Source organism: Micromonospora sp. DT15 (genome assembly GCF_049841475.1).
Lineage (GTDB): Bacteria > Actinomycetota > Actinomycetes > Mycobacteriales > Micromonosporaceae > Micromonospora.
On the sequence record NZ_JBNCKJ010000004.1, the window covers coordinates 138,090 to 163,648 of the forward strand.

Genomic DNA, 25,559 nt, shown 5'->3' on the forward strand with positions numbered 1-25,559 from the left:
CACGTCGGTGCCGCTCGGCGGCTCGTTGTCACGCCGGAGCAGGGCCCGTCGCAGCGCGGTGGCGGCAGATCCGGCGGACGATGAGAGCGATCACGAGCAGCGTCGGCACGGCCAGCGTCAGGTAGACCCAGAGCGGGGCGGCGAACGGTGACGGCCGGGGCTCTGACCCACCGAACGCGGCCCGGGTCAGCAGGTCGCCCGGCACCATCAGGTCGGTCGACCCGACCGGCGTGGTCACCAGCACCTCGCGACCGCCGTCGGGCGACAGCGCGGCGAGAGTGGCCTGCCGGTCCGTGTCCGCCTCCGTTCTGTTGACATACCGCAGGAGCGGGTCGTCGCCGCGCCAGCCGACGATCCCGCTGACCGAGGTGCCGGCCGGCAGGGCCTTGCCGACGGCTTGGCCGGTGGCCGTGTCCAGGAACTCGATTCGCCAGCTGCGCGCCGCCAGCTGCTCGGACGTGCACCTGGGCCCGGCGCAGCCGTCGAAGGCGAGCAGCGCGAGCCGCCGGCCGTCGGGATGCCAGGCGGCGGGGCCGGCCAGCATCCGCCGGTCGCCCAGGTCGACCTGCCAGCGAGGACCGCCGCCGGTCGGGTCCAGGACCACAAGTCGCTGGCGCTCGGCGAGCCGGGCAGGCACGTCCGGCGAGCCGGTGACCGCCAGCAGGTCGCCACGGGGTGACCACGCCGCCTCGTTGTGGGCGGCGAAGGTGCCGGCCGCGACCACCTGCTCGGTGCCCTGGTACGGGTCGACGACGAGCAGGTCGTCGGGCTTCTCCGGATCGTTGAGCTGCTGGTTGTCCGGCCCGTAGCTGATGACGTGATCGTCGTTGTTTCGGGTGCCGAGCACGCGTCGCCCATCCGGTGACCAGGCGAACGGGTGCAGCCCGGGTTTCACTGTGCGGCGCTGCCGGCCGGTGGTGAGGTCCAGCAGCTCGCCGGTCTGCGGCCGCAGGTAGTGGCGCCCGTCGGGGGAGAGCAGCCCGTGCCCCTCCGCCATGCCGATCGGGATGAGCCTGTAGGCGCCGTCCCGGGCGACAAGCACGCCTGTCGACTCGAAATAGCGGGTGCGGTCGGTGAAGAACACCAACGCGGCCGGACCGGCCGGGCGTTGCCCCACTGTGGCTTGCCACAGCCACGGATCGCGCACCCGGCTCGGCACCACCCCGGCCGTGCTGTCGGTGACAGCGCCTCCGCCGGCCGTGCTGTCGGTGAGAGCGCTGCTCGCGGCCGTGGCGGGGCTGTCAGCGGCCGTGGCCGCTGGCGCGCTGAGCGCGACGAGCCCCAGCGCGAGCCCGACAATGGTGGCACGCCGCAGTCGCCCGCCGGTCGATTCCATCGGCCCATTAGACGCGATGACGGCCGGTCGCGATGCCCCGACCGGCCGCGTCGCGGACTACCGATCGGTGGGCGGGATGCGCCAGAGCCAGACGTCGTCGACCCGTTGCGGCTCGCCGAACAGGGCGGTGGCGGTACGCAGCAGCGCCTCCTCGTCGACCTCGAACTTCGCGCCGTGCACCTGGTCGGCGAGCACCACCGTCTCGATCCGCCAGTGCCGCAGGTCCGCTTGGACCTCCCGGATGGTCCCGTCGGTAACGATCGGCACCAGCCCCGTGCGGCCGGCCTGGTCCATCAACGCGCTCAACGTGCGCGGCACCGGGCCGATCCGGCCCCGCCCGTCCGGCCCACCGGGGCCGAGAAAAAAGCCGCCGGGGATCTCGAACTCGCCCTGCCGGTGCGACAGCGCGTACGCCTGCCACCGCTGACCGTCCGGGTAGATGTCCACGGTCAGCGGCACCGGGGTCAGCACCCCGTCCGGCGAGACGTAGTCCTTCCAGGTGCCGGAGGTGATGAACCGCGGGATCGGCTCCCGCTCGTCGGTCAGCAGCGGGGTGGGCAGCAGCGGCACCAGGGCCGCCGCGAAGCCGAGCACCCAGGCCAGCTCCGTGGGGCGGTACCGGGGTGGCGCGGCGCGCAACTGGTCGACGGTGTACGCCAGCACCAGCCCGATCACCGGCGCGACCACCAGCGCCAGACGGGCGGGCAGCGCGGCGTTCACCACCGGCAGTTGTCCGAGCAGGTCGAACGGCATGGGGAGGTCGGTGCGTCGCCCGTCGACCTTGGCGATCGGGCCGAAGGAGAGCACCGAGAAGATCAGCGCCAGAACGCCCAGCGCCCAGAGGGTGGCCCGGCGGCTCGGGTCGGCCCGCCGCCAGAGCAGGACGAAACAGACCACGGTGAGCACCAGCAGCGGAATGCCGAAGAAGGAGTTCTCCTCGGTCGGGTTCGGCGCCAACGAGGTGCCCAACCCGGCCTCGCCGGCCAGCGAGCGGCGTGGGAAGGCGGCGAACGCCGCGATGTCCTCGGAGTGGATCGCCGGGTCGAAGCCGGTGCCGTGGAACCGCTGCGGCCCGGCGAAGTGCAACCACAGGGGGTACGACAGCAGCACGCCGGCAACCACGGCGGTCACCCCGAGCCCGCGTACGAAATTGGGCAGCACGGCACGGGCCTCCGCCCGGTTGGCCGGGTGCAGCGCCCAGATGGCGACGAACACCCCCAGCGCCAGCGCGGTGAAGAAGAGCCCTTCGGCGGCGATCGAGAAGGCCACCGCCACCAGCACGCCGAGGATCACCCCGTCCCGAAGCCAGTGCCCGGCGCGGCGTAGCGCGAACAGCCGCCAGATCAACAGCGGCACCAGCCAACCGGCGGTCCAGTTCAGGTGCGCGTTGGCGTGCGACACCATGCCGGGGGAGTAGGCGATGAACAGGGCGCCGACCCCGGCGGCCAGCCGGCTGCGGACCAGGTGCCGGGAGAGCAGCCAGTACCAGACCAGCGCGGTGGCGAGCAGGTTCAGGGTGAGGATCACCAGGAACGTCGCCGGTGGCCCGATCAGGTACGTGAGGGGGGCGAAGACCACCGCGTACACAGTGATCGAGGTGTTGACCGCGAGGTTCACGCCGTCCGGGACGTTGATCAGGTACGTGAAGAGCGGGTTGTCCCAGTGGGTCACCGCGTGCCCGCCGAAGGCCAGCAGCCACTCGAAGAGCGCCTGGTCGCTGGAGTTGACGGTGATGGTCCGGGTGTTCGGGTCCCGCCACAGCCCACTGGTCACCCAGACGGCGAGCGCGAGCGCCACCAGCACGACGATCAGGTCGGCCCGGCGGTCCCGGACGGTGCGCTGCGGTGACGCGGGGGCGGGCCCGGTGGCCAGCGACGGGGAGGACGGCACGCAGCGGACGTTACCAACCGGACCTGGACGGTCCGGTCAGACCGGCGGTTGTCGTCGGTTCCGGTACGGCGTCGGCGGGCGGGGTTCGGCGTACACAGCGTCCGTCGTGAATGTGTGAGTCGGCCCCATGTCATAGCGGCGACACATCGTCGTAACGTCTCGGCAACTCGACAGTGACCCAGTTCACAGTCCGCCCCTTCCAGGAGGCCGCCGTGCGCCGCTCCTCGTCCACCCTCACCAGGCTGCTCGGTGCGGTCGCCGGGCTCGCCCTCGCCGTCACGGGCGCGGTCGCCGTCGCCGCACCCGCCCAGGCCGCCACCCTCACCCAGGTCACCGGGTTCGGCTCCAACCCCGGCAACCTCGCCATGTACGCCTACCGGCCGGACAACCTGCCGGCCAACTCCCCGGCGGTCGTCCTCCTGCACGGGTGCACCCAGAACGCCTCCGGCTACTTCGCCAACTCCGGCTGGCAGAAGTACGCCGACCAGTGGAAGTTCGCCCTGATCGTCGCCCAGCAGCCGTCCGGCAACAACGCCAACTCCTGCTTCAACTTCTTCGAGGCCGGAGACACCACCCGAGGCCAGGGTGAGGCGCTGTCGATCAAGCAGATGGTCGACCACGCCAAGACGAACTACGGGGTGAACGGCTCCCGGGTCTACGTCAGCGGGCTCTCCGCGGGCGGGGCGATGAGCGCGGTCATGCTCGCCACCTACCCGGACGTCTTCGCCGCCGGATCGATCATCGCGGGCATCCCGTACCGCTGCGCCACCAGCATGGTCAACGCGTTCAGCTGCATGAACCCGGGTGCGGACAAGACCCCGGCCGCGTGGGGCGACCTGGTGCGGGGCGCGTACTCCGGTTACACCGGCCCGCGGCCCCGGGTGGCGATCTGGCACGGCACCTCGGACACCACGGTCACCCCGCTCAACGGCACCGAGTCCCGCGACCAGTGGACCAACGTGCGAGGCGTGTCGCAGACCCCGACCAGCACCTCGTCGCTGCCCGGCAACACCAGCCTGGAGGTGTACGGCAACGACGACGTACGCCTCTACCGGATCTCCGGAATGGGCCACGGCACCCCGGTCGACCCGGGCTCGGCGGCCGAGCAGTGCGGCACCGCGGCCGCGTACTTCCTGGACACCATCTGCTCGACGTACCGTGACGCGCTCTTCTTCGGTCTGAACGGCGGCGGGACCAACCCGACCCCGACCCCGACGGCCACCCCCACGCCGACGCCGACCGCCACGCCCACGCCGACCCCGACGGCCACCCCGACCACGCCGCCGACCTGCGTGACGGCCAGCAACTACGCGCACGTGGCGGCCGGTCGGGCGTACCAGTCCGGCGGCTACGCCTACGCCAACGGCTCCAACCAGCGGATGGGCCTCTACAACACGTTCTACGCCAGCACCCTCAAGCAGACCGCCCCCAACTACTGGGTGATCGGCTGCTGACCCCACCCGCCCGCCTTCGTTGATCAAGAGGTTTGCGTCATCCGGAAGCCGGATCCTGACGCAAACCTCTTGATCAACATTGCGGTCGGGTTAGGGGGTCAGGGCTGCTTTCAGGGCAGTGTCGAGAGTGGGGTGCTGGTAGGGGTAGGCGGCTCTGGTCAGGACTCCGGGGAGGACCCGGGTGCTGGTGAGGGCCTCGTGGGAGAAGCCGCCGAGGGCCACCTTGAGCGCCAGCGCGGGAATCGGGATCACCGCCGGCCGGTGCAGTTGCCGGGCCAGCTCGCGGGTGAACTCCGCGTTGGTGACCGGGTTCGGCCCCACCACGTTGACCGGGCCGGCGATGTCGTCGCTGTCGAGCAGGAAGCGGACAGCGTCCAGCCAGTCGGCCATCGAGATCCACGGCAGCCACTGCCGGCCACTGCCCAACCGGCCGGCGATGCCGAGCTTGAACGGCAGCAACTGCGGCTTGAGCAGGCCGCCATCGCGGTGCAGCGGCAGGCCGGTACGCAGCCGGACCACGCGTACGCCGGCGTCCTCGGCCGGACGGGTCGCGGCCTCCCACACCCGGCAGACGTCGGCCAGGAAACCTTCGCCGGCCGGGGCGTCCTCCTCGACCGCCCGGTCGCCCGTGTTGCCGTACCAGCCGACGGCGGACGAGTTGAGCAGCACCCGGGGTCGGCCCGTGGCGGGCAGCCCGGCGATTGTGGTCGCCAGCGTGGTGGTGGTGTCCACCCGGCTGGTGCGGATCAACCGCCGGTAGTCGTCGTTCCAGCGTTTGTCGCCGACGCCCGCGCCGGCCAGGTTGACCACGGCGTCGGCCTCGGCGACCACGGCCGGGTCGAGTTGCCCGGCGGCCGGGTCCCAGCGCCGATCCTGCGGCCCGCCCGGCGCTCGACGGACCAGCCGGGTGACCTCGTGTCCGTCGCGGACGAGCAGGTCGGCCAGCCGGGTGCCAAGGAAGCCGGACGCGCCGGCCAGAAGGATCCGCATACCCCCATCTTCGTCCAAACCCCCGCCCCCGGACGCATCTGCAGCCCCCCACCCCTCGCCGATCTTGCACTTTCGGTCGTCGTTCTGCCCTGCTACGCACTTTTATCGGCACAGAAAGTGCAAGATCGACGGGGCGAGGGTGAGGGTGAGGGCGGGAGCGAGGCCGGGGCGGGGGCGGGGGGCGCGTTAGGGGGTGCGGAGGTCGGTTAGGAGGCGCTCCACCTCGGAGTAGGACTCGGGGCTCAGGGGGCCCAGCTCCAGGGTGGAGAGGTTCTCGTCGGCCTGGGCGACCGTGCGCAGGCCGGGGATCGGCACGGTACGGGGGCTGCGCGCCAGCAGCCAGCCCAGCGCGCCCTGGGCCAGGGTGCGACCGTCGGCGGTGAGCGCCGCGCGGACCTGGTCGACCCGGGCCGCCCAGCGTGGCGTCGGCCGGCCGTCGGTGAACCATTCCAGCCACTCCGGTGCCCGCCCGCGCACATCGTCCGCCCCGACCGCCCGGGTCGACCCGGTGAGCAGCCCCATCGCGAGCGGGCCGCGGTTGAGGCTGGCCAGGTCGTGCTTGTCGCAGACCGCCAGCACCGCCGCGTTGTCGCGCAGCACCGACTCGTCGTGCTGGATCGCGGCGCAGTGCGGGCCGGCGGCCGCGAACGCCTCCGCCGAGGCGGCATCGTCGGTGCTCCAGCCGTACGCCCGGATCTTGCCCTGGTCGACCAGGGCCTCCAGGGTGTCGACCAGATCGAGCGCGGCGGGCACCGGCAGATCGTTGAGGTGCAGTTGGTAGAGGTCGACGTGGTCGGTGCCGAGCCTGCGAAGCGAGTCTTCCAGGCTGCGCACCGCGAAGGCCGGGCTGGCGTCGGTGCCGAGCGCCCGCCGGGTGCTCTCCTCGCTGACGTTGCCGAACTTCGTGGCGATCACCACGTCGTCCCGGCGGCCGGAAAGGGCCCGGCCGAGGACCCGCTCGCTGTGGCCGGCGCCGTAGTTGCTGGCCGTGTCGAACAGGGTGACCCCCAGGTCGAGTGCGCGGTGGATGGTGCGGATGGACTCGTCGTCGTCGACCTCTCCCCAGCCGAACGGCTGCCCACCGTCACCCCAGAGCGGGCCACCGATGGCCCAGCACCCCATCCCGATCGCGCTCACCTCGATGCCGCTGCGTCCCAGCGTTCGTGTCATCGTCATGCGCTCCACCCTCCAACCTGGAGCGCGCTCCAGGTCAAGCATTAAAATCTCGCGGCATGAGCGGTTACGCCCCATCGGAGGCCGCCCGCCGCAGCGGCTTCAGCCTGGACACCCTGCGGTACTACGAGAAGATCGGCCTGCTCGCCGACGTGGAGCGGACGGCCGGTGGTCAGCGGGTCTTCACCGACGACGACCTCGGCTGGTTGGAACTGTTCCGGTGCCTGCGCGACACCGGGATGCCGATCGCGCAGATGCGCCGCTACGCGCACCTGGCCCGCGAGGGTGACCACACCGTCGACGAGCGCTGTGAGCTGCTGCGACACCACGCGGTGCGGGTCGAGGAGCAGATGGGCCTGCTCCAGCGCCAGTACGAGCACCTCCGGGAGAAGATCCGCTTCTACGAGCGGCTATCCCCTGTCGCCCCGGGCTCGGAGGCCGAGCAGGCCGGCTAGAGGGAACCGGGCGCGGACAGGCCGAGCAGGTCCTCTGTCGTTCCGGGTCGACCGGTGAGCGCGTTCAGGGCGGTGACCAGCCGCTTCTCCTCGTAGCGGAAGTGCGACTCCAGCAGGGCGGCGAGCCCGGCCAGCTCGGCGCGTACCTGGGCGACCGGCACCGTCGCGTCGCCGCCCAGCAGTGCCTCGACCCGTTCCAGGATCCCCGCCACCACCTCGTGATCGGTGATCAGGTTGTCGATGACCGGGCGCAGCTCGGGGGCCTCCTCGGCCAGCAGCCGGAACGCGCCGGCGTCCTCACCGGTGTGGTGTCGGCCGAGCGCGGCGCAGAAGGTGAGGCAGTGCGCGCGCAGGTCCCGCGACGGGGTGTCGAGGCTTGACTGCAGTCGGGCCAGCTCCGCGCTGAGCCAGAGGTGGATCTCGATCATCTGATTGCCGACGGCGGCGAGCCGGCCGGCCGGTGAACTGGTTGGGTGCACGTGTCGTCCCATGCTGTCCCCGCGCCTCCATGCCCACGGCGGCCTTCGGGCCGGGTGCACTGCGACGCTGCGCCGAAGTCTACGGCCGGCCGGCCACGCCCCAAACCCGGGAATCACGGAGTGGTCGGTTCGTCGTTCTCCTCGACGTCGTGCCAGCGCGCCCGCCAGGCGGCCTCATGGGCCTCGTGGCTGGTCCGCTCCTGGAAGACGGCGGCCCGCAGGGCGTGCCGCGATTGCGCCATCACCACCACCTCCACGGCCACCAGCGCCACGCAGATCACTGTCGCGAGGATGAGCGCGCCCAGCGCCGGCAGGTGCTGGCCGACCGGTAGGGCCGCCGCGAGAATTACTATGACGCCGATGCGGGTCCAGGTGACGGTGTGCAGGGTGCGTAACTGGAAGAGCAGGTTGACGGCGAAGTAGCAGATCAGACCGCCGAAGAACATCGGTATCGCCGGTCCCTCGATCTTCTCGGCGATCCCGCCGGCCGGGTCGGTGATCTTGTGGAGGATCTCCTCGTTGCCGATCGAGAAGAGGATCACCCCGGCGATCATCGGCAGGTACGCGTACGCGTACGCGTCGCGGGCCATCGCCACCCGGGGGCCGCCCTCCGCCGCGTGCAGGGCGATCCGGGCGGCCGGCCCGATGAAATCGAAGTGCGCCCACCAGAGGGCTGCGGTGACCACGATGCCGAGCGCGGCGGCGGCCACCGCTGGCCAGGTGACCGGCTTGCCGAGCAGGTTGCCGCCCACCCCCGTCGAGATGATCGACTCGCCCAGCGCGATGATCAGGATGAGGTCGTAGCGCTCGGTCCAGTGCTCGGCGCTGGTCACCCCCCAGCCCCAGGTACCGACGATGAAGCCGGTGGCGTACTGCACCACCACCACGGCGATCCACAGCCCGTCGCGGACCAGGGCAGCCCGGTCGGGGTCGGTGATCTGCGGCGGGATGAGCGCGGCGGCCAGCAGCAGCACGATGCTCACCGCCAGCTCCGGAGCGAAACGCCGCAGTTGCCGCCGCTCCTGCGGGCTGTCCCGCACCACGTGCTGATAGAGGATCCAGTGGATGCCGCGGACCACGACGTAGCTGATCGCCACCAGCATCGGGCCGGCGGCGCTCCCCTTCGGGTCGCTGAACGCCTGCGGGAGCGCCAGCGCGAACGCGAACAGGGCGACCATCGCGATCACCATGAGCACCGGGACGTAGCCCTCGCCGAGCCGGACCCGGGTGGCGACCAAGCTGTGCACCACCCAGATCCACCAGAGCACGGCGAGCACCAGGCTGGCGTGCAGCAGTTGCCGACCGGAGATGTTCGCGGCGGTGGCCCGGGTGATGATGAAGAACGAGAAGACGAAGACCAGGTCGAAGAAGACCTCGAACTTGTCCACCCGGGCGCCCGGGGCGATCGGGACAGCCGGTCCCAGCTGTCCACGCCGCCGGTAGCCGCCCACGATCCCACTCTGGCAGCGTCCGGGCTGGTCGGAGGCCCGAACGGCGAGGGTGACGGGCTCGGCGTTACCTCCGGCCCGGGTCGGGGAAACACCGGGGCCACGGCCTCCCGCAGCGGGCCGGTCGGTCCGCCCACCCCGGACAAGGATGGACAATGACGACCAACAATCCGATCACCACTTCGTTCGCCCATCACTCCACCGCGATGGACGTGATCCGGGGCGTGGACCTCGCCGGGCGGCGGGCGATCGTCACCGGCGGGTCCTCCGGGATCGGCGTGGAGACCGCCCGCGCCCTGGCCAGCGCGGGCGCGGAGGTCACCCTGGCCGTCCGGAACCCGGACGCGGGTCAGCAGGCCGCCAACGACATCACCGGCACCACCGGCAACGATCGGGTCCTGGTCGCCCCGCTCGACCTCGCCGACCAGGATTCGATCGCCGACTTCGTGGCCAACTGGGACGGCCCCCTGCACATCCTGGTCAACAACGCCGGGATCATGGCGGCACCGCTGTCCCGCACACCGCAGGGCTGGGAAATGCAGTTCGCCACCAACCACCTGGGGCACTTCGCGCTCGCCAACGGGCTCCGCCCGGCACTCGCCGCCGGCGACGGGGCCAGGATCGTCTCGGTCAGCTCCGCCGCCCACCTGCGCTCACCGGTGGTCTTCGAGGACATCCAGTACGACAAGCGGGAGTACGAGCCGTGGCAGGCGTACGGGCAGTCCAAGACGGCGAACGTGCTGTTCGCCGTGGAAGCGACCCGGCGCTGGTCCGACGACGGCATCTACGCCAACTCGCTGATGCCCGGCGCGATCCAGACCAACCTGCAGCGCTACGTGAGCAAGGAGGAACTGGACCGGATGCGGTCGGGCAACGCGGCGGCCTGGAAGACCGTCGAGCAGGGTGCCGCCACCTCCGTGCTGGTCGCCGCGTCACCGCTGCTCGACGAGGTGGGTGGGCGCTACTTCGAGGACTGCCAGGAGGCCGCCCCCGCCCAGCCGGGCCAGCGGACCGGGGTCGCCGACTACGCGCTGGACTCGGAGGCCGCCGAGCGACTCTGGCAGGTCTCCACCACCCTGCTCAAGAGCTGAGTACCAGAACGGGAAGGGCGCCCCGGTCGATGACCGGGGCGCCCTCTCGTCGTTCAGCGGATCAGGCCAGGCCCAGCTCCGACTCGAAGTTGCCGGCCTCCAGCCGCTCCTTGACAGTGGTCAGGAAGCGGGCCGCGTCGGCGCCGTCGATCAGCCGGTGGTCGTACGACATGGCCAGGTAGACCATCGACCGGATCGCGACGACCTCGCCCAGCTCCCGGTCGTTGACCACGACCGGCCGCTTGACGACGGCACCGGTGCCGAGCATCGCCGACTGCGGCGACGGCACGATCGGGGTGTCGAAGAGCGCGCCCCGGCTGCCGGTGTTGGTCAGCGTGAAGGTCGCCCCGGCCAGCTCGTCCGGGCTGATCTTGTTGGTCCGGGTCCGCTCGGCCAGGTCGGCGACCCGCTTGGCGATGCCGCCCAGGTTGAGGTCGCCGGCGTTGTGGATGACCGGCGTCAGCAGACCCCGCTCGGTGTCCACAGCGATGCCGAGGTGCTCGGCCGCCGGGTAGGTGATCGTGCCACCCTCCAGGTCCATGCTGGCCTGGACGATCGGGTGGATCTGGAGCGCCTCGATGGCGGCGAGCGCGAAGAACGGCAGGAACGACAGCTTCACGCCGTGCCGCTGCACGAACGAGTCCTTCGCCTGCGCCCGCAGCTTGGCGATCCGGGTGACGTCCACCTCGACCACCGTGGTGAGCTGCGCCATCTCGTGCAGCGACTCGTGCAACCGCTTGGCGATGGCCTTGCGGATCCGGGGGAGCTTCTCGGTGGTGCCCCGCTTGCCGCTCGGCTGCGGCTTCGCGGCCGGTGTGGCCGCAGCCGCCGACGGTGCGGCCGACGGGGCCGGTGCGGCGGCGGGAGCGGCCTTGGCGGCCTTCGCCTTCTCGGCCGCCTCCAGCACGTCCTGCTTGCGGATCCGACCACCCACGCCGGTGCCGTTGAGCGCGGCCAGGTCGACGCCGTGCTCACTGGCCAGCTTGCGCACCAGCGGGGTCACGTACCCGGCGGCCTCCTCGCCGGCGCCCGGTGCCGGAGCGGACGGACGTGCCGGCGCCGAGGTCGACGCGGCCGGCTGCGCGGCCTGCTCGGTCTTCGCCGGCTGCGCCGAGCTCTCGGTCTCCGCGGCGGGCTCGCTGTACGAGGCGCCCTGCGTCGGCTCCTCGACCTTCGGCTCCGGCTTCGGCTCGGCCTTCGGCGCCGGCTTGGCCTCCGCCTTCGGCTCGGGCTGCGCCTGGGCGGGGGCCCCGCCGGCAGCGCCGATGATCGCCAGGTCGGCGCCGACCGCTGCGGTCTCGTCCTCGGCGACCTTGATCTCCAGCACCGTGCCGGCGACCGGCGACGGGATCTCGGTGTCCACCTTGTCGGTGGAGACCTCCAGCAGCGGCTCGTCGACCTCGATGGTCTCGCCGACCTGCTTGAGCCAGCGGGTGACCGTACCCTCGGTGACGCTCTCGCCCAGGGCGGGCATCTTCACCGCGGTGCCCTCGCCCGACGAGGCGGCGGCCGGAGCCGGCGTCTCGGCCGGGGCCTCGTCCTGGGCCACCTCGTCGGCGGTGCCCTCGGCGGCGGCCGTCGGCTCGGCGGCCGGCTCGACCGACTCGGCCGGGGCCTGCTCCTGCGGGGCTGCCTCGCCGCCGCCGGTCGACTCGCCCTCACCGGCGATGACGGCCAGCTCGCTGCCGACCTCGGCGGTCTCGTCCTCGCCGACCACGATCCGGCTCAGCACGCCGGCAGCGGGTGACGGGATCTCGGTGTCGACCTTGTCGGTGGAGACCTCAAGCAGGGGCTCGTCGACCTCGACCGTGTCGCCCTCCTGCTTGAGCCAGCGAGTGACGGTGCCCTCGGTGACGCTCTCGCCGAGCCGGGGCATGGTGACCGATACCGGCATGTTCTGAGACTCCTTCATTCCCCTGGTGGGATCTTCGCCCGTCGCCGGACGCCGCGGTTGTGGATGATCAGGCGTGCGCGTGCAGCGGCTTGCCGGCAAGGGCCAGGTGCGCCTCGCCCAGGGCCTCGTTCTGGGTCGGGTGGGCGTGCACGAGCTGGGCGACCTCCGCCGGGTACGCCTCCCAGTTGTAGATGAGCTGCGCCTCACCGATCAGCTCACCCACCCGTGCGCCGATCATGTGTACGCCGACGACCGGGCCGTCCTCGACCCGGACCAGCTTCACGAAGCCGGTCGTCTTGAGGATCTGGCTCTTTCCGTTGCCACCGAGGTTGTAGTTGTACGTCTTGACCTTGTCAGCGCCGTACTGCTCCTTGGCCTTGGCCTCGGTGAGGCCCACCGACGCCAGCTCCGGGTCGCAGTACGTGACGCGCGGGATGCCGACTTCGTCGATCACGGCGGGGTTCTGGCCGGCGATCTCCTCGGCGACGAAGATGCCCTGCTGGAAGCCGCGGTGCGCGAGCTGGAGGCCGGGCACGATGTCGCCGACCGCGTAGACGTTCGGCACGCTGGTGCGCAGCCGCTCGTCGGTCAGCACGAAGCCGCGGTCCATCTTGACGCCCTGCTCCTCGTACCCGAGGTTGGCGGTGTTCGGGCCGCGACCCACGGCGACCAGCAGCAGCTCCGCCTCGACGGTCTCGCCGCCCTGGATGGTCAGCTTGACGCCGCCCTCGGTCTTCTCGACCTTCTCGAACGGCTTGCCGACCTTGAAGTTGATCTTCCGCTTGCGGAACGCCCGCTCCAGCGCCTTGGACGACTCCTCGTCCTCGGCGGCGACCAGCCGGGGCAGCGCCTCGACGATCGTCACGTCCACGCCGAAGGACTTCCACACGCTGGCGAACTCGACGCCGATCACACCGCCACCGAGCACGATCACCGACGACGGCACCCGGTCCATCGTGAGGGCGTGGTCGCTGGTGATGATCCGCTCGCCGTCGACCTCCAGGCCGGGCAGGCTCTTCGCGTACGAGCCGGAGGCCAGGACGATGTTGCGGCCGGTGTAGCGCTTGCCGTCCACCTCGACCACGTTCTTGCCGACCAGCTTGCCGGCACCCTCGACGATCGTGATGCCCTTGTTGCCCTTCAACATGCCCTGCAGGCCCTTGTACAGGCGGGCGATCACGCCGTCCTTGTACGAGTTGACGCCGGCCATGTCGATGCCGATCAGCTCGGCCTTGACCCCGAACTGCTCCGACTCACGGGCCTGGTCGGCGATCTCGGCGGCGTGCAGCAGAGCCTTCGTCGGGATGCAGCCGTTGTGCAGGCAGGTGCCGCCGAGTTTGCCCTTCTCGACCAGCGCGACCTTCAGGCCCAGCTGGACGGCGCGCAGCGCGGTCGCGTAGCCGCCGCTGCCACCTCCGAGAATGACAATGTCGAAGGTCGCTTCGTTCGGCTCGCTCACGTCCAACTCCCAGGTCGCGTCGCTGCATCGGGGGTCACAGAGGTGTAACACGGACACACCCCACCTCGGTCATCTTGTCACCACTGGGCACAGGGTGCGTACCGAGGTGCCCAACGACACGTCATCGACACGTACCCTTGGCACCGTTGTCGATGACGCTCGGTGGGGGAGAGAACCGGTGGGCTTGTTCCGGCGCCGCAAACAGGCGGCTGTGCCGAGCCATGACCGTGCTGCCAGTCGTGGGGATCTGGACCATTTGGAGAATTTCATCCGGAGTCGGCGCGGCGTCGAGGCGTACATCGAACCCCGTACGACGGTGACCGAGACCACCGTCATCCTGATCGCCGACGACGGGGAGTGGACCCGTCGGCGCATCGACGGCCCGGACGGAGCCCGGCGCTTCGCGTACCGGATGGGCATCCCGGTCTACGACGTCCGGCTGATGGGCTACCCGCAGCGGATGCGCGACTTCAACGAACGCCGCAAACGGCGCCCCGAGCGGTAGTGAAAGGGGCCCCCGGCGTCGACCGGGGGCCCCTCGCTTTCCGTTCCGTCAGCCGTTGGCGGCGACATCCTCGACGAGCTGCACCAGCGTGCGGACCGGAACGCCGGTGCCGCCCTTGGTCCAGTAGCCGGTCGGCTCGCCCGAGTGGTAGCCCGGCCCCGCGATGTCGATGTGCGCCCACGCCACGTCGTCGGTCACGAACTCACGCAGGAACACGCCGCCCTGGAGCATGTGACCGGCCCGGTCCATCCCGGCGTTGACCTGCGAGATGTCCGCCACATCCGACTCCATGCCCTTACGGACGTCGTCGGGCAGCGGCATCGGCCAGGCCGGCTCGCCGACGGCGTCGCCGGCCACCTTCACACGGTCGCACAGCTGCGGGGTGCCCATCACGCCGGCCATCCGCTTACCAAGCGAGATGACCTGACCGCCGGTCAGGGTGGAGGTCTCGAACAGGTAGTCGGTGCCGTCCGCGCAGGCACGGGCCATGGCGTCGCCCAGGATCATCCGGCCCTCGGCGTCGGTGTTGAGCACCTCGACCCGCTTGCCGTTGAACATGGTGATCACGTCACCCGGCCGGTAGCTGGTGCCCGACGGCATGTTCTCCGCCATCGGCAGGTACGCGCTGACCGCCACCGTCGGCTTCAGCGCGGCGATCGCCAGCATGGCCGCGCCCACCGCGGCGGCGCCCGCCATGTCGGACTTCATCTCCCACATGCCCTGCGCCGGCTTGATCGAGATGCCGCCGGTGTCGAAGGTGATGCCCTTACCGACCAGCGCGACCCGCTTGCCGTTGCCGCCGTCCTGCGGGGTGTAGGTCAGCTTCACCAGCCGCGGCGGGGCCTCCGAGCCCTGCCCGACCGCGACGATGCCGCCGTACCCGCCAGCGGCCAGCGCCGCCTCGTCGAGCACCTCGACGCCGAGGCCCGCCTCGCGCGCCGCGCTGGCGACCGCGTCGGCGAACGACGGCGGACGCAGCTCGTTCGGCGCGGTGTTCACCCAATCCCGGCTGACCCGGACCGCGCCCGCCACCGCCTGCGCCCGGACGACCTCCGCCTGGGCGCTCGCGTCGGCGGCGTCCGGCACCGCGATGAGCACCTCGGCCACCGGCTCGCGCCGGGTCGGCTGGGGCCGGGTCTTGTAACCGGGGAACCGGTACCCACCCAGCAGCGCGCCCTCGGCGACCGCGCGCAGCTCGGCCGACGCGTCCGCGTCGTCCGGCAGCGGCAGCGCCAGCGCGACGGTGGGTGCGCCCGCCAGGGCCCGGATCGCCGCACCCGCGGCCCGGCGCAGCGTCTCCGGGGCCGGGGCGGCACCCGACGGCTCCGGGCCGAGCCCGACCGCGGTGACCAGCGGGGCGGTCACGGTGCCCAGCGTGGCCAGCTTGATCACCTCACCCGGCCCGCCGGTCGCGCCGAGCAGCGCGAGGGTCTCGGTCAGCTTGCCGTCGAACGCGGCAGCGATGCTCTCGGCGCCGCTGGCGAGCAGCAGGGTGCCGGCGAGGCCGCTGGTGGCGCCCTGCTCTCCGGTCTGGCTGTGCACGCCGATCACGATCGCGTCGACGGCGAGCTCCGCCGGGTCGGTGTCGACCAGGCTCAGGTTGGTGGTGCGGGGTGAAGTCACTGAAGCTACTCCGGGCGGGCCGGGCCGGTCGCGGCGTCGCGTACCAGCGGTGAAGGTCTCCGGCGGAACCTACCCGCCGGACGTCATGGCTGTCCCGCCGACAGCGCCAGCGGGCTCCCGCCGATGCTAACCAGCGACGTTGCCCCCGGTAAGTTGCCACCCATGACCGACGTGACCTCCGACGCTGCCGCGACCCGGCTGCGCCGTTCCCCGCTGCACGAGCGGCACACCGCCGCCGGAGCCAAGTTCGCCCCCTTCGGGGGCTGGGAAATGCCCCTGGAGTACGCCGGCGGCGGGGTGCTCAAGGAGCACACCGCTGTGCGTACGGCGGTCGGGGTCTTCGACGTGTCACACCTGGGCAAGGCCCGGGTGAGCGGCCCCGGCGCGGCCGACTTCGTCAACTCCTGCCTCAGCAACGACCTGGGCCGGATCGGCCCGGGCCGGGCGCAGTACACGCTCTGCTGCGACGACGCCACCGGCGGTGTGGTGGACGACATCATCGCCTACCTCTACGCCGACGACCACGTCTTCCTCATTCCGAACGCGGCGAACACCGCCGAGGTCGTGCGCCGGTTGCGCGCCGCCGCTCCCGCGCAGGTGACAGTCACCGACGAGCACGAGGCGTACGCGGTGCTGGCAGTGCAGGGTCCCCGCTCGGCCGAGTTGCTGGCCGCCCTGGACCTGCCCACCGAACACGGCTACATGAGCTTCTCCGCCGCGACCCTCGCCGGGGTGGAGCTGACCGTCTGCCGCACCGGCTACACGGGTGAGCTGGGCTACGAACTGGTGGTGCCGGCGGAGGACGCGGTCGCCGTCTGGGATGCGCTCTTCGCCGCCGGCGCGGCGTTCGAGCTGCGGGCCTGCGGGCTGGCCGCCCGGGACACGCTGCGGACCGAGATGGGGTACCCGCTGCACGGGCAGGACCTCTCCCTGGACATCAGCCCGGTGCAGGCCCGCTCCGGCTGGGCGGTCGGCTGGAACAAGCCGGCCTTCTGGGGCCGCGACGCGCTGCTCGCCGAGAAGGCCGCCGGCCCCCGGCGTACGCTGCGCGGCCTGGTGGCCGTCGACCGGGCGATCCCGCGGCCCGGCATGACCCTGCACGTGGGCGACACCCAGGTCGGCACCGTGACCAGCGGCACCTTCAGCCCGACGAGGAAGCAGGGCATCGCGCTGGCCCTGCTGGACACCGACGCCAACCTGACCGACGGCGACGAGGTCGAGATCGACATCCGAGGCCGCCGAGCCCCCCTGACCCTGACCAAACCCCCCTTCGTAACCCCCTCAGTGAAGTAACCCGGATCGCCCGGGCCCAGATGCTGTTGATCATGAAGTTATTGCTACGACACGCCGACAGCGGTGGCAATAACTTCATGATCAACATGGCTGGGGCTGGGGCTGGGGCTGGGGCTGGGTGGGGTTAGGGGGTTTTGGGGGTTGGGGGTTCGCCGGAGTCCAGGACTGCCTGGGTCCAGCCGCCTTCGATGACGCCTGTGGCGTCCAGGACGGCCCAGTCGACCACGTTGGACGTCTCCACGACCACGGGGGCGCCGATGCGGACGCTCTGGTCGGTGTTGGCGTCGCTGGCGCTCACGCCGACGATGCGTTCCGGGGTCTCCCACGAGGTGACGCCCGCCCAGACGTACTCCGGGCCGTCGTCTCCGGGCAGGCCGTACTTCACCACCAGTTGTGACTCGGTGGGGAGAAGGCCAGCGACGAACCGGGCCCGAGCGTCATCCAGCGCGGCCCGGGCGGTGGCGACCGCACGGCTCATCGCGTCACCGGAGCGGGCGTAGCGCACGTCCGGCTGGATGCCGGAGAACAGGGTCGCGCAGGCGGCGGCGTAGTAGCGCCCGTCCGGGCCGGGGTGCCCGGCCGGCGGGCGCAGGCTGAGGAACGAGTCGGCCTCCGGGTCGGTCGCCGGGTCCAGTTCGAGGCGTAGCAGCACCGGGGCGGTGGCGCCGTGCTGCTCCGGGTTGCCGTACGCCACAGCGATGTCGTGCCCGGTGACCGTGGCCAGCACCGGGAGCTGCACGAACGCTGGCACCTCCTCGCCGGTGAGCCCGTCGGTCCAGTCCCGCAGCAGTCGGCGGGCCGCCCCGGTCATCACCGCACCCCAGGCCCGGGTGAGGTGGTCGGGCACCCCCTGGGTCTGCAACTCCAGCAGACCGAAGCGGCGCAGCCCCTTGGTGGTGAACCAAAGGCCCTCGGTGTCCGACGAGTACGGCACCAGCACCCAGTCGACAAGTCGGATGCGGCCCTGCTCGTCGGGGAGGGAGCGCAGCGCGGTCGCCGGGTCGAGGAACTGGAGGCCGAAGACGTCCACCACGTCGCTGTCGACGGATTCCGCCACGGCTGCCGCGACCGCCCGCGCGGCCCACTCGTGCGCGGGTGGCCAACCGGGCCGGTACTCGGCCTGTACGACCACCAGGTGTGTCGCCGCCGCCAGCCGGTCCAGTTGCTCCTTGGTGGCACCGAACGCGGTGAGCAGGTCCGGTGGCAGTTCGGGGAACTCGGCGATCGGCCGGGTGTCGACGCTCATCAGCGGGCTGTCGAGCATCTGCCGGGCCAGCCCGTGCACCGGCTCGGCCAGTCGGCCGGTCAGGGCCGCCACCGCGGTCTTCGCACTGACCTTCGGTAGCCCCGCCATCGGCACCAGGTAGGTCGCGCTGAGCGACTCCGGCACCGGAACGGGCAGGAAGTCGTCCGTGATGAGCATTGTGGGTTCCCCCGGTGGCCGCGCCGGTGTTGTCGAGCCGAACGCTACCCGGCCCGCCGGGCCCGGTTCAGCCGGACAGCACCAGACCCAGGTAGACCAGCGTGGTGACCACCTCGACGGTCGCGCCGAGGACGTCGCCGGTGATCCCGCCGAGGCGGCGTACCACGTGGTTGAGCAGCGGTAGCGCGACGGCGGTCGCGGCGACGACGGCCAGCGGCCCCTGCCATGGACGGCCCGGCACCGCGGGCACCGCCAGCAGCACGACGGCGACCGCGCCGGCGGCCACCGCCACCGGGCCGACCGTCCCGGCGACCAGCGCGCCCAGCCCGTCGGGCCGCGCCGCCGGCACGCCCCGCCGGCAGGCCACCGTGACACCGAGCCGCCCGGCCGCGGTCGCCGCGACCACCGCCGCGAGGCAAGCCGGCCAGGACCGACCGGCGAGGTCGGCGAGCGCCGCCGCCTGCACCAGGAGTACGACCACCAGGGCGACCACCCCGAACGGGCCGACGTCCGGCTTCTTCATGATCTCCAGGGCTGCCGCGCCCCGCCGGTAGGAGCCGAGCGCGTCAACTGTGTCGGCCAGCCCGTCCAGGTGCAGCCCTCGGGTGAGCAGCGCGGCGACGCCGACGGTGACGCCGGCCGCCACCAGCGGCGGGGCGAGCGCCCCGGCCAGCAGCAGCACACCGGCCAGCAGGGCGCCGAGTAGCGCGCCGACCACCGGGGCGAGAGCCATCGCCGTGCCCGCGACGGGTCGGTCGATGCGCCCGGCCCGCACCGGCAGCGTGGTGAACGTGGTGACCGCCAGCCGGGCTCCCGCGAGCAGCCGTGGCTCAGCCGGCACGCCAGCCCGACGCCGGCTGCTCGTCCACCCCGGTGCTGGCGGGGCCCGGCCCGGCCGGCACCGGCTCGGCGAAGTCGGGCTCGGTCGAGTCGGGCTCGGTGAGATCCGGGTCCGCGTAGCTCGGGTCGGTGGACTCCGGCTCGTCGGCGGGCGGGTCGGTGTCGTCGGTGCCGCCCAGCGACGGGTGCACCGGCAGCGCGGCGGACAACGCCAGCACCGAGCGCAGCAGCGGCAGCGCGACCAGCGCGTTGGCGCCCTCGCCGAGATCCATCCGCAGGTCGAGCAGCGGGGTGAGGCCCAGCACGTCGGCGGCGAGCCGCACGGCCGGGTGCCCACCGTGGTCGGCCAGCAGGCACCAGTGCCGGGCCTGCCCGGCCAGGTCACGGCTCACCATGGCGGCGGCCAACCCGACCGGACCGTCGAGCAGCACCGGCACCCGGCGGGCGGTGGCGCCGAGCAGCACGCCGGTGGCCACCGCCACGTCGCCGCCGCCCAACTCGGCCAGGATGTCCTTCGCGCCGCGAGACGAGCGTCGGGTGCGGTGCAGCGCGTCGCGCACCGCCGCGCACCGGATCATCCACGCCGCGTCGTCGATCTCGCCGGAGTCGGTGATCACCCGACCCAGCACGGCGGGCGGCTCAGCGCCCGCGGTCGCCGCGAGTACCGCCGCGGCCGCCGCCTCGGTGCCGGCGCCGCACGCGGCGAGCACCAGCAGTTGTACGCCGGCGTCGGCGGCCTGCTCGGCCAACCGCCAGCCGTAACGCAGCGCGGACTCCACCTGCTCCGGCGCGAGGGCCTGCTGGTCTTCGATCGGCGCGGAGGCCGGGGTGTCCACCACCTGGAGACTCGCGCCGCTCTCGGCGGCCAGCCGTGCCAACGCGCCCTTACCGGCGCGGGCCTGTGCGGCGCGGCGTGCCGACTCACCGGCGACGGTGCCGGCCGCCGCCCCGCCGGCGTGGTCGCCGTGCAGCAGTAGCACCCGCGCCGAGCCCCAGGCGGCGGGGGTCGAGGTGCCCTGGGTGGCGGCGGCGAAGCCCACCACCCGGTCCAACACGCCCAGCCCGGCGCCCGGTACGTCCAGCGTGGCCAGTCGGTCGACCGCCTGTGGGCCGGCGTACTCGTCGGGCATGGGCAGCTCCATGCCGGGCTGGATGACCAGCCCGGTGGACACCATCGGCAGCGCCATTGTCGGCGCGGCCCACGGGTTGCCCGGTTCCGCGGTCGGGGCGGCCGGCGGCGTGGGGGTCAGCACGTCGGGGAGTTGCACCTCGGGGGTGGGCTCGGTGTCGGCCAGGCTCGCCACGACCGGTGCCGCGGCTGCGGTCGGCGACGCGGTCACCGTGGCGGGAGCGGACGGTTCGGTGGCGGTGGCGGTGGCGGGCGACTTGAGCCAGACCGGCTGACCGGCGACGACCAGGACGACCGCGTCGCAGGCGTCCGCCACCGCGCGGTTGGCCGCGCCCAAGGCGTCGGTGAACGCCCGGCCCAGCGGGGTGGTCGGCACCAGCGACAGCCCCACCTCGGGGCTCACCAGCACCACCCGGGCGGCACACCCGCGGATCGCCTCGGCCAGCTCGGCGATGGTCGCCACGTCGTCGGCGGGCTGGTGGTCCGGGTCGAGCAGCACCGTCACCCAGCCGCCCAGGTCGTCGACGAGCAACAACTCGTTGGGCTCGGCGGACTCGAGCACGTCGGCCAGCCGGCGCGGATCCTCGGTGGTCTCCTCGGTGGTCCAGCTGCCCGGCCGTCGGGCGCGGTGCGCCGCCAGCCGGGTCGCCCACTCGGTGTCCTCCGGGTCGCCCTCGGGCGCGGTGGCGACGTAGCGGACCACCGGCGCGTCGCTGACCAGGGACTCGGCGAACTCGGACTTGCCGGACCGGATACCGCCGAGCACCAGGACCGTGTTCCACCCGTCTACGGACATGCCCGTACCTTAGTTCTCATCCTTCGGGCCCGGGCACGTCGCCCCGACCCTGCCGAAGATCGAAAGTCCGTTCCGCCTCCATTGCGGGGAAGCGCCCAGTTCCCCCACCCGAAGGCGGCACGACCCCGGCCCGCTGCACTGCCGGCGCGGCGGTCAGTCGCAGTGTTCGAACCCGCTGCCGTAACTGACGCCGCCCGTGGTGCCGCCCCACTTGACGCACGTCCCGGCGGCGGTGGCCCGCACCGGCCCGGCGTAGTAGTCGAAGGACCCGCTGTCAGTGCTGCGGGCCTGACCCTGCACCTCCAGGTACGCCGACGCGGCGGACTTCGCGCCGACCGCGGTGTCCTTGAGGGTGACCACGCAGTTGGTCCCGGTGCCCGAGTGGTACAGCAGGAAGACCCGGCCCTTGCGCTGCCCGTCCCCGCCGGTCAGCGTCGCCGAGTCGATCACCTGGTAGCCGCTGCCGCACGCCTGGGCGGCCGTGTACGGGTTGGGCCGGCTGGACGGGGTGCGGCTGGGCGTCGGTCGGCTGCTGGTCGTACCGGTCGGCGTACCGGTCGGCGTACCGCCCGGCACTGCGGCGCCGGTGGGGTCGCCGCTGGTCGTCGCCTCGGCGGGAGACCCGGTCGGGTTGGCCGTCGCGGTGCGACCGATCCCCGGCGTTGCGCTGGGCCCGGGCCCGGTGGTGGTCGCGTCCCCGGGCGGCAGCGGTGCGTCGGAGACCGCCGCCGACTCGCCGGCCAGCGCGGGTGGCTGGTCCGCCGAACCCGACTTCGCTTCGGGCCGGAGCGCCACCACGGCCACCGCGACGACGAGCGCGACGAGAACGGCCGCACCTGCCCCGACCAGCAGCGGACGGCGTCGGCCCGGCGGCCCGCTCCCGAGCGCGTCCTCCCGGGTCGGCTTCGGCTCGGTCGTCGCTTCGACCGCGACGCTCGCCGGTGGGCGTGGAGCGGCGGGCCCTGCCGACACCGACCCGGCGGGCGGCGTCGCCGGGACCGACGGTGCGGAAGCCAGGCCGGCTGGCGGAAGGGGAGTCGGGCCGGCCGGCGGTACGGGAGTCGGGGCGGCGGGGGCCGCGACGCCCGGGGTGGGAGCGGCCAGCGCCCACGGTGGGCGGGCGGAGACCGGAATGCTCGCCACTGTCGCGTCGCGGGCATCGGCGGCGGCAGCGGCCAACTCAGCGGCGCTGCCGAACCGGTCCTCCGGGCGCTTGGCCAGCGCGCGGGCCACCACCGCGGCAACCGCCGGTGGGGTGTCCGCCGGCAGCGCCGCCGGGTCCTCCTGGGCGTGCCGCAGCGCCACCGCGAGCGGGTTGTCACCGTTGAAGGGCGGCTGCCCGGAAAGGCAGAAGTACGCCACCGCGCCGAGCGCGTAGATGTCGGTGGCGGCCGAGACCGGCTGCCCGGTGGCCTGCTCCGGAGACATGTACGAGGCGGTGCCGAGCACCATGTTCGCGGCGGTGAGCCCGGCCATGTCGCGGGACCGGGCGATGCCGAAGTCGACGAGCACCACGGTGCCGTCGCCCTTGACCAGCAGGTTGCCCGGCTTCACGTCCCGGTGCACGATGCCGGCGAGGTGTGCGGTGTGCAGCGCGTCGGCGGCCTGGGCCAGCACCGACATGGTGGTGGCCGGATCCAGCCGCCCCACCGCGCGCACCCGGGTGGACAATGGCTCACCCTCGACGTACTCCATCACCAGGTAGTCGACCTGGCTGCCGTCGTCGAGCACTGCCTGCCCGACGTCGTGCACCGGCACCACGCCGGGGTGCCGCAGCGCGGCCAGCATCCGCGCCTCGGCCCGGAACCGGGCGGTGAACTCCGGATCGGCGACCAGCGACGGCAGCAGCACCTTCACGGCGACCTCGCGTTCCAGCAGGACGTCGGTGCCGCGCCAGACCGCTCCCATCCCACCCGTCGCCACCCGCTCGCCCAGTCGGTACCGGCCGCCGAGCAGCACTCCCCGTGTCAGCACCGAGCCACCGTACCGGCCGGCGTCGATCGGATTGATCCACCCCGTCGGCCCCTGCCGGGGCGAGCGAGCGGCCGTTGCGCGCCGGGCCGACTACGCTGGCGAGGGTTCGTCCCACGGGGACTTCAGCGGCGAGGGGAGACGCGGCATGGCGTGGAGCTGGCGGTACGAGGGCACGGACGGCCAGACGGTCGAGGGACCGGCGGAGTCGTTCGGCAGCCAGGCCGACGCCGAATCCTGGATCGGTCAGACCTGGCGGGAGCTCGCGGCGTCCGGCGTCACCTCGGTCGCGCTCGTGGAGGACGACCGGGTGGACTACCGGATGAGCCTGCTGCCCACGGCCGAGTGATGGCCTACGACCGCCCGGGCGGTGACGGGCTGGTCCTCGGCGTGCCCAAGGCGGCGTTCCGTCCCAGCCCGGTCTTCCTCGGTCTGGTCGCGCTCTTCGCGGTCAGCGGGGTGCTGACCTGGAACGGGTACGGCAGCGTCCGGTTCAACGTGTTCCTCTTCGTGGTGTCCGGCTGGCTGGTGTCGCTCTGCCTGCACGAGTACGCCCACGCGGTGGTGGCCTACCGGGCCGGCGACCGGGACATCGCCCATCGCGGCTACCTGACGCTCAACCCGTTCAAGTACACCCACCCGTTGCTGTCGATCGTGCTGCCGGTGGTGGTGGTGCTGCTCGGCGGCATCGGCCTGCCGGGTGGCGCGGTCTGGGTGGACCGGCACGCCATCCCGGGTCGACTGCGGCACACCCTGGTCAGCCTCGCCGGCCCGGCGACGAACGTGCTGTTCACGCTGCTGTTGGTGGCGGCCGTGCAGGTCGGCACCCGGTCGGATGGTCCGGTGGAGTTCTGGGCCGGGGTGGCGCTGCTCGCCTTCCTCCAGCTCACCGCCAGTGTGCTGAACCTGCTGCCGGTGCCCGGCCTGGACGGCGGCAACATGATCCAGCCGTGGCTCACCCCGCAGTGGCGCAAGATGTACGACCTGTTCGCGCCGTACGGCTTCATCCTGCTCTTCGCGCTGCTGTGGAACCCGCGCATCGGCGGCTGGTTCTTCGACGCGGTCTTCGCTGTCGGTGACCTGCTCGGTCTGCCGTCGTGGCTCTACGCCACCGGCCTGGAGCTGATCCGCTTCTGGCAGAGCTGACCGGGCCCGGCGACCGGGCGGAGCTGACCGGGCGGAGCTGACCGGGCGGAGCTGACCGGGCGAAGCTGACCCGGCCCGGCGACCGGGCGGAGCTGACCGGGCGGAGCTGACCCGGCCCGGTCGGCGCGAGGGATTCGCGCCGGCCGGGCCGGAACAACGTCAGGGACGCTGCGCGGGGGACTCGGTCTTCGCCGCGTCCCGCTCGACGATCGGCTCGACGATGTCGTCGATCGCCGTGAGCAGGTCGGCGTCGAGCTTCACCCCGGCGGCCTTCACGTTGTCGTGCACCTGCTCGGGGCGGGACGCGCCGATGATCGCCGACGAGACGTTCGGGTTCTGCAACACCCACGCCACGGCGAGCTGGGCCATGCTGAGCCCGGCCTGCTCGGCGAGGGGCTTGAGCTGCTGGACCCGGGTCAGCACGTCGTCGTTCATGAACCGGGAGATGAAGCCCGCGCCCGACTTCTCGTCGGTGGCCCGGGAACCGGCCGGCGGCGGCTGGCCCGGCAGGTACTTGCCGGACAGCACGCCCTGCGCCATCGGCGACCAGACGATCTGCCCGATGCCCAGCTCCTCGCTGGCCGGAACGACCTCGGTCTCGATGACCCGCCAGAGCAGCGAGTACTGCGGCTGGTTGGACACCAGCGGAACGTGCAGCTCCCGGGCGAGCGGGTGAGCGGCGCGCAGCTGGGCGGCGGTCCACTCGGAGACGCCGATGTAGTGCGCCTTGCCGGAGTGGACGACGTCGGCGAACGCCTCCATCGTCTCCTCCAGCGGGGTGCTGTAGTCGTAGCGGTGGGCCTGGTAGAGGTCCACGTAGTCGGTGCGCAGTCGGCGCAGCGAGCCGTTGATCGACTCCATGATGTGCTTGCGGGACAGGCCACGGTCGTTGCGGCCGGGCCCGGTCGGCCAGTAGACCTTGGTGAAGATCTCCAGGCCCTCACGACGCTCGTTCTGCAACGCCCGGCCGAGCACGTCCTCGGCCCGGGTGCCGGCGTACACGTCGGCGGTGTCGAAGGTGGTGATCCCCGCGTCGAGAGCGGCCCGGACGCAGGCGAACGCCGCGTCCTCCTCGACCTGCGAACCGTGGGTGATCCAGTTGCCGTACGAGATCTCGCTGACCATCAGGCCGGAACGGCCCAGGTGTCGGAATTCCATGTACCG

Annotated in this window: 21 protein-coding genes; 7 read left to right on the forward strand and 14 right to left on the reverse strand. The window is 72.4% G+C overall.

Going from position 1 to position 25,559, the window contains the following annotated elements:
• Positions 1-28 precede the first annotated feature (28 nt).
• Together ACLQ3F_RS10895 and ACLQ3F_RS10900 are read right to left on the reverse strand one after the other, a co-directional pair.
• The gene (locus ACLQ3F_RS10895; protein ID WP_425848394.1) at positions 29-1,336 is read right to left on the reverse strand and encodes a hypothetical protein; all 1,308 of its coding nucleotides are present in this window, start codon (positions 1,334-1,336) and stop codon (positions 29-31) included.
• A gap of 57 nt (positions 1,337-1,393) precedes the next feature.
• Positions 1,394-3,226 carry a DUF2079 domain-containing protein gene (locus tag ACLQ3F_RS10900; RefSeq protein WP_425848396.1) on the reverse strand — a complete coding sequence of 611 codons (1,833 nt, stop codon included), beginning with the start codon at positions 3,224-3,226 and terminating at the stop codon, positions 1,394-1,396.
• 212 nt (positions 3,227-3,438) lie between these two features.
• Here ACLQ3F_RS10900 and ACLQ3F_RS10905 point away from each other — a divergent pair, with 212 nt between their 5' ends.
• Positions 3,439-4,680, forward strand: coding sequence for an extracellular catalytic domain type 1 short-chain-length polyhydroxyalkanoate depolymerase (locus ACLQ3F_RS10905; protein ID WP_425848722.1), 1,242 nt, complete (start codon positions 3,439-3,441; stop codon positions 4,678-4,680).
• 90 nt (positions 4,681-4,770) lie between these two features.
• Here ACLQ3F_RS10905 and ACLQ3F_RS10910 read toward each other — a convergent pair whose 3' ends face one another.
• Positions 4,771-5,670, reverse strand: a complete 900-nt coding sequence (locus tag ACLQ3F_RS10910; RefSeq protein ID WP_425848398.1) for a TIGR01777 family oxidoreductase — start codon at positions 5,668-5,670, stop codon at positions 4,771-4,773.
• A gap of 186 nt (positions 5,671-5,856) precedes the next feature.
• Entirely contained in the window at positions 5,857-6,846 is a 990-nt protein-coding gene (locus ACLQ3F_RS10915; protein WP_357259712.1) for an aldo/keto reductase, read from the reverse strand.
• Between the two features lie 56 nt (positions 6,847-6,902).
• Between ACLQ3F_RS10915 and ACLQ3F_RS10920 the strand changes: the two genes are divergently transcribed.
• Complete coding sequence (locus ACLQ3F_RS10920) at positions 6,903-7,298, forward strand: MerR family transcriptional regulator (RefSeq protein WP_425848400.1); 396 nt, start codon at positions 6,903-6,905, stop codon at positions 7,296-7,298.
• On the opposite strand, the gene ACLQ3F_RS10925 is transcribed toward ACLQ3F_RS10920, so the two are convergent.
• Both ACLQ3F_RS10925 and ACLQ3F_RS10930 read right to left on the reverse strand, forming a co-directional pair.
• On the reverse strand, positions 7,295-7,777 hold the full coding sequence (locus tag ACLQ3F_RS10925; protein ID WP_425848402.1) for a hemerythrin domain-containing protein: 483 nt from the start codon (positions 7,775-7,777) through the stop codon (positions 7,295-7,297). The genes ACLQ3F_RS10920 and ACLQ3F_RS10925 overlap by 4 nt on opposite strands.
• A gap of 113 nt (positions 7,778-7,890) precedes the next feature.
• A complete protein-coding gene (locus ACLQ3F_RS10930; protein WP_425848405.1) occupies positions 7,891-9,228 on the reverse strand; it encodes a low temperature requirement protein A in 1,338 nt (445 codons plus the stop codon).
• A 152-nt stretch (positions 9,229-9,380) separates the two neighbouring features.
• Here ACLQ3F_RS10930 and ACLQ3F_RS10935 point away from each other — a divergent pair, with 152 nt between their 5' ends.
• Positions 9,381-10,316: an SDR family NAD(P)-dependent oxidoreductase gene (locus tag ACLQ3F_RS10935; RefSeq protein WP_425848407.1), complete on the forward strand. Its 936-nt coding sequence runs from the start codon at positions 9,381-9,383 to the stop codon at positions 10,314-10,316.
• A 61-nt stretch (positions 10,317-10,377) separates the two neighbouring features.
• Here the strand turns inward: ACLQ3F_RS10935 and sucB are convergent, their stop codons facing one another.
• Together sucB and lpdA are read right to left on the reverse strand one after the other, a co-directional pair.
• A complete protein-coding gene (gene sucB, locus ACLQ3F_RS10940; RefSeq protein ID WP_425848408.1) occupies positions 10,378-12,210 on the reverse strand; it encodes a 2-oxoglutarate dehydrogenase, E2 component, dihydrolipoamide succinyltransferase in 1,833 nt (610 codons plus the stop codon).
• Positions 12,211-12,277: 67 nt separating this feature from the next.
• A complete protein-coding gene (gene lpdA, locus ACLQ3F_RS10945; RefSeq protein WP_355007762.1) occupies positions 12,278-13,669 on the reverse strand; it encodes a dihydrolipoyl dehydrogenase in 1,392 nt (463 codons plus the stop codon).
• Positions 13,670-13,847: 178 nt separating this feature from the next.
• Between lpdA and ACLQ3F_RS10950 the strand changes: the two genes are divergently transcribed.
• The gene (locus ACLQ3F_RS10950) at positions 13,848-14,174 is read left to right on the forward strand and encodes a hypothetical protein (RefSeq protein ID WP_355007761.1); all 327 of its coding nucleotides are present in this window, start codon (positions 13,848-13,850) and stop codon (positions 14,172-14,174) included.
• Positions 14,175-14,222: 48 nt separating this feature from the next.
• Here ACLQ3F_RS10950 and ACLQ3F_RS10955 read toward each other — a convergent pair whose 3' ends face one another.
• Entirely contained in the window at positions 14,223-15,797 is a 1,575-nt protein-coding gene (locus ACLQ3F_RS10955) for a leucyl aminopeptidase (protein WP_425848411.1), read from the reverse strand.
• 162 nt (positions 15,798-15,959) lie between these two features.
• Here ACLQ3F_RS10955 and gcvT point away from each other — a divergent pair, with 162 nt between their 5' ends.
• Positions 15,960-17,090 (forward strand): glycine cleavage system aminomethyltransferase GcvT, encoded by a 1,131-nt coding sequence (gcvT, locus tag ACLQ3F_RS10960; RefSeq protein ID WP_425848412.1) that lies wholly within the window; start codon positions 15,960-15,962, stop codon positions 17,088-17,090.
• A gap of 124 nt (positions 17,091-17,214) precedes the next feature.
• Here the strand turns inward: gcvT and ACLQ3F_RS10965 are convergent, their stop codons facing one another.
• The 4 genes from ACLQ3F_RS10965 to ACLQ3F_RS10980 all read right to left on the reverse strand — a co-directional run bounded on the left by ACLQ3F_RS10965 (position 17,215) and on the right by ACLQ3F_RS10980 (position 23,252).
• A complete protein-coding gene (locus ACLQ3F_RS10965; protein WP_425848414.1) occupies positions 17,215-18,513 on the reverse strand; it encodes a DUF2314 domain-containing protein in 1,299 nt (432 codons plus the stop codon).
• Between the two features lie 67 nt (positions 18,514-18,580).
• Positions 18,581-19,354, reverse strand: coding sequence for an adenosylcobinamide-GDP ribazoletransferase (locus ACLQ3F_RS10970; protein WP_357206173.1), 774 nt, complete (start codon positions 19,352-19,354; stop codon positions 18,581-18,583).
• The gene (locus ACLQ3F_RS10975) at positions 19,344-21,278 is read right to left on the reverse strand and encodes a bifunctional adenosylcobinamide kinase/adenosylcobinamide-phosphate guanylyltransferase (protein ID WP_425848415.1); all 1,935 of its coding nucleotides are present in this window, start codon (positions 21,276-21,278) and stop codon (positions 19,344-19,346) included. Before ACLQ3F_RS10975 ends, ACLQ3F_RS10970 begins: the two co-directional genes overlap by 11 nt.
• A 153-nt stretch (positions 21,279-21,431) precedes the next feature.
• Positions 21,432-23,252: a serine/threonine-protein kinase gene (locus tag ACLQ3F_RS10980; RefSeq protein ID WP_425848417.1), complete on the reverse strand. Its 1,821-nt coding sequence runs from the start codon at positions 23,250-23,252 to the stop codon at positions 21,432-21,434.
• A gap of 145 nt (positions 23,253-23,397) precedes the next feature.
• Here ACLQ3F_RS10980 and ACLQ3F_RS10985 point away from each other — a divergent pair, with 145 nt between their 5' ends.
• Complete coding sequence (locus tag ACLQ3F_RS10985) at positions 23,398-23,598, forward strand: hypothetical protein (protein WP_007463228.1); 201 nt, start codon at positions 23,398-23,400, stop codon at positions 23,596-23,598.
• Positions 23,598-24,395, forward strand: coding sequence for a site-2 protease family protein (locus tag ACLQ3F_RS10990; RefSeq protein ID WP_357206177.1), 798 nt, complete (start codon positions 23,598-23,600; stop codon positions 24,393-24,395). The genes ACLQ3F_RS10985 and ACLQ3F_RS10990 overlap by 1 nt, the downstream gene beginning before the upstream one ends.
• Before the next feature lie 159 nt (positions 24,396-24,554).
• On the opposite strand, the gene ACLQ3F_RS10995 is transcribed toward ACLQ3F_RS10990, so the two are convergent.
• Positions 24,555-25,553: an aldo/keto reductase family protein gene (locus ACLQ3F_RS10995; RefSeq protein ID WP_355007754.1), complete on the reverse strand. Its 999-nt coding sequence runs from the start codon at positions 25,551-25,553 to the stop codon at positions 24,555-24,557.
• Between the last annotated feature and the right edge of the window lie 6 nt (positions 25,554-25,559).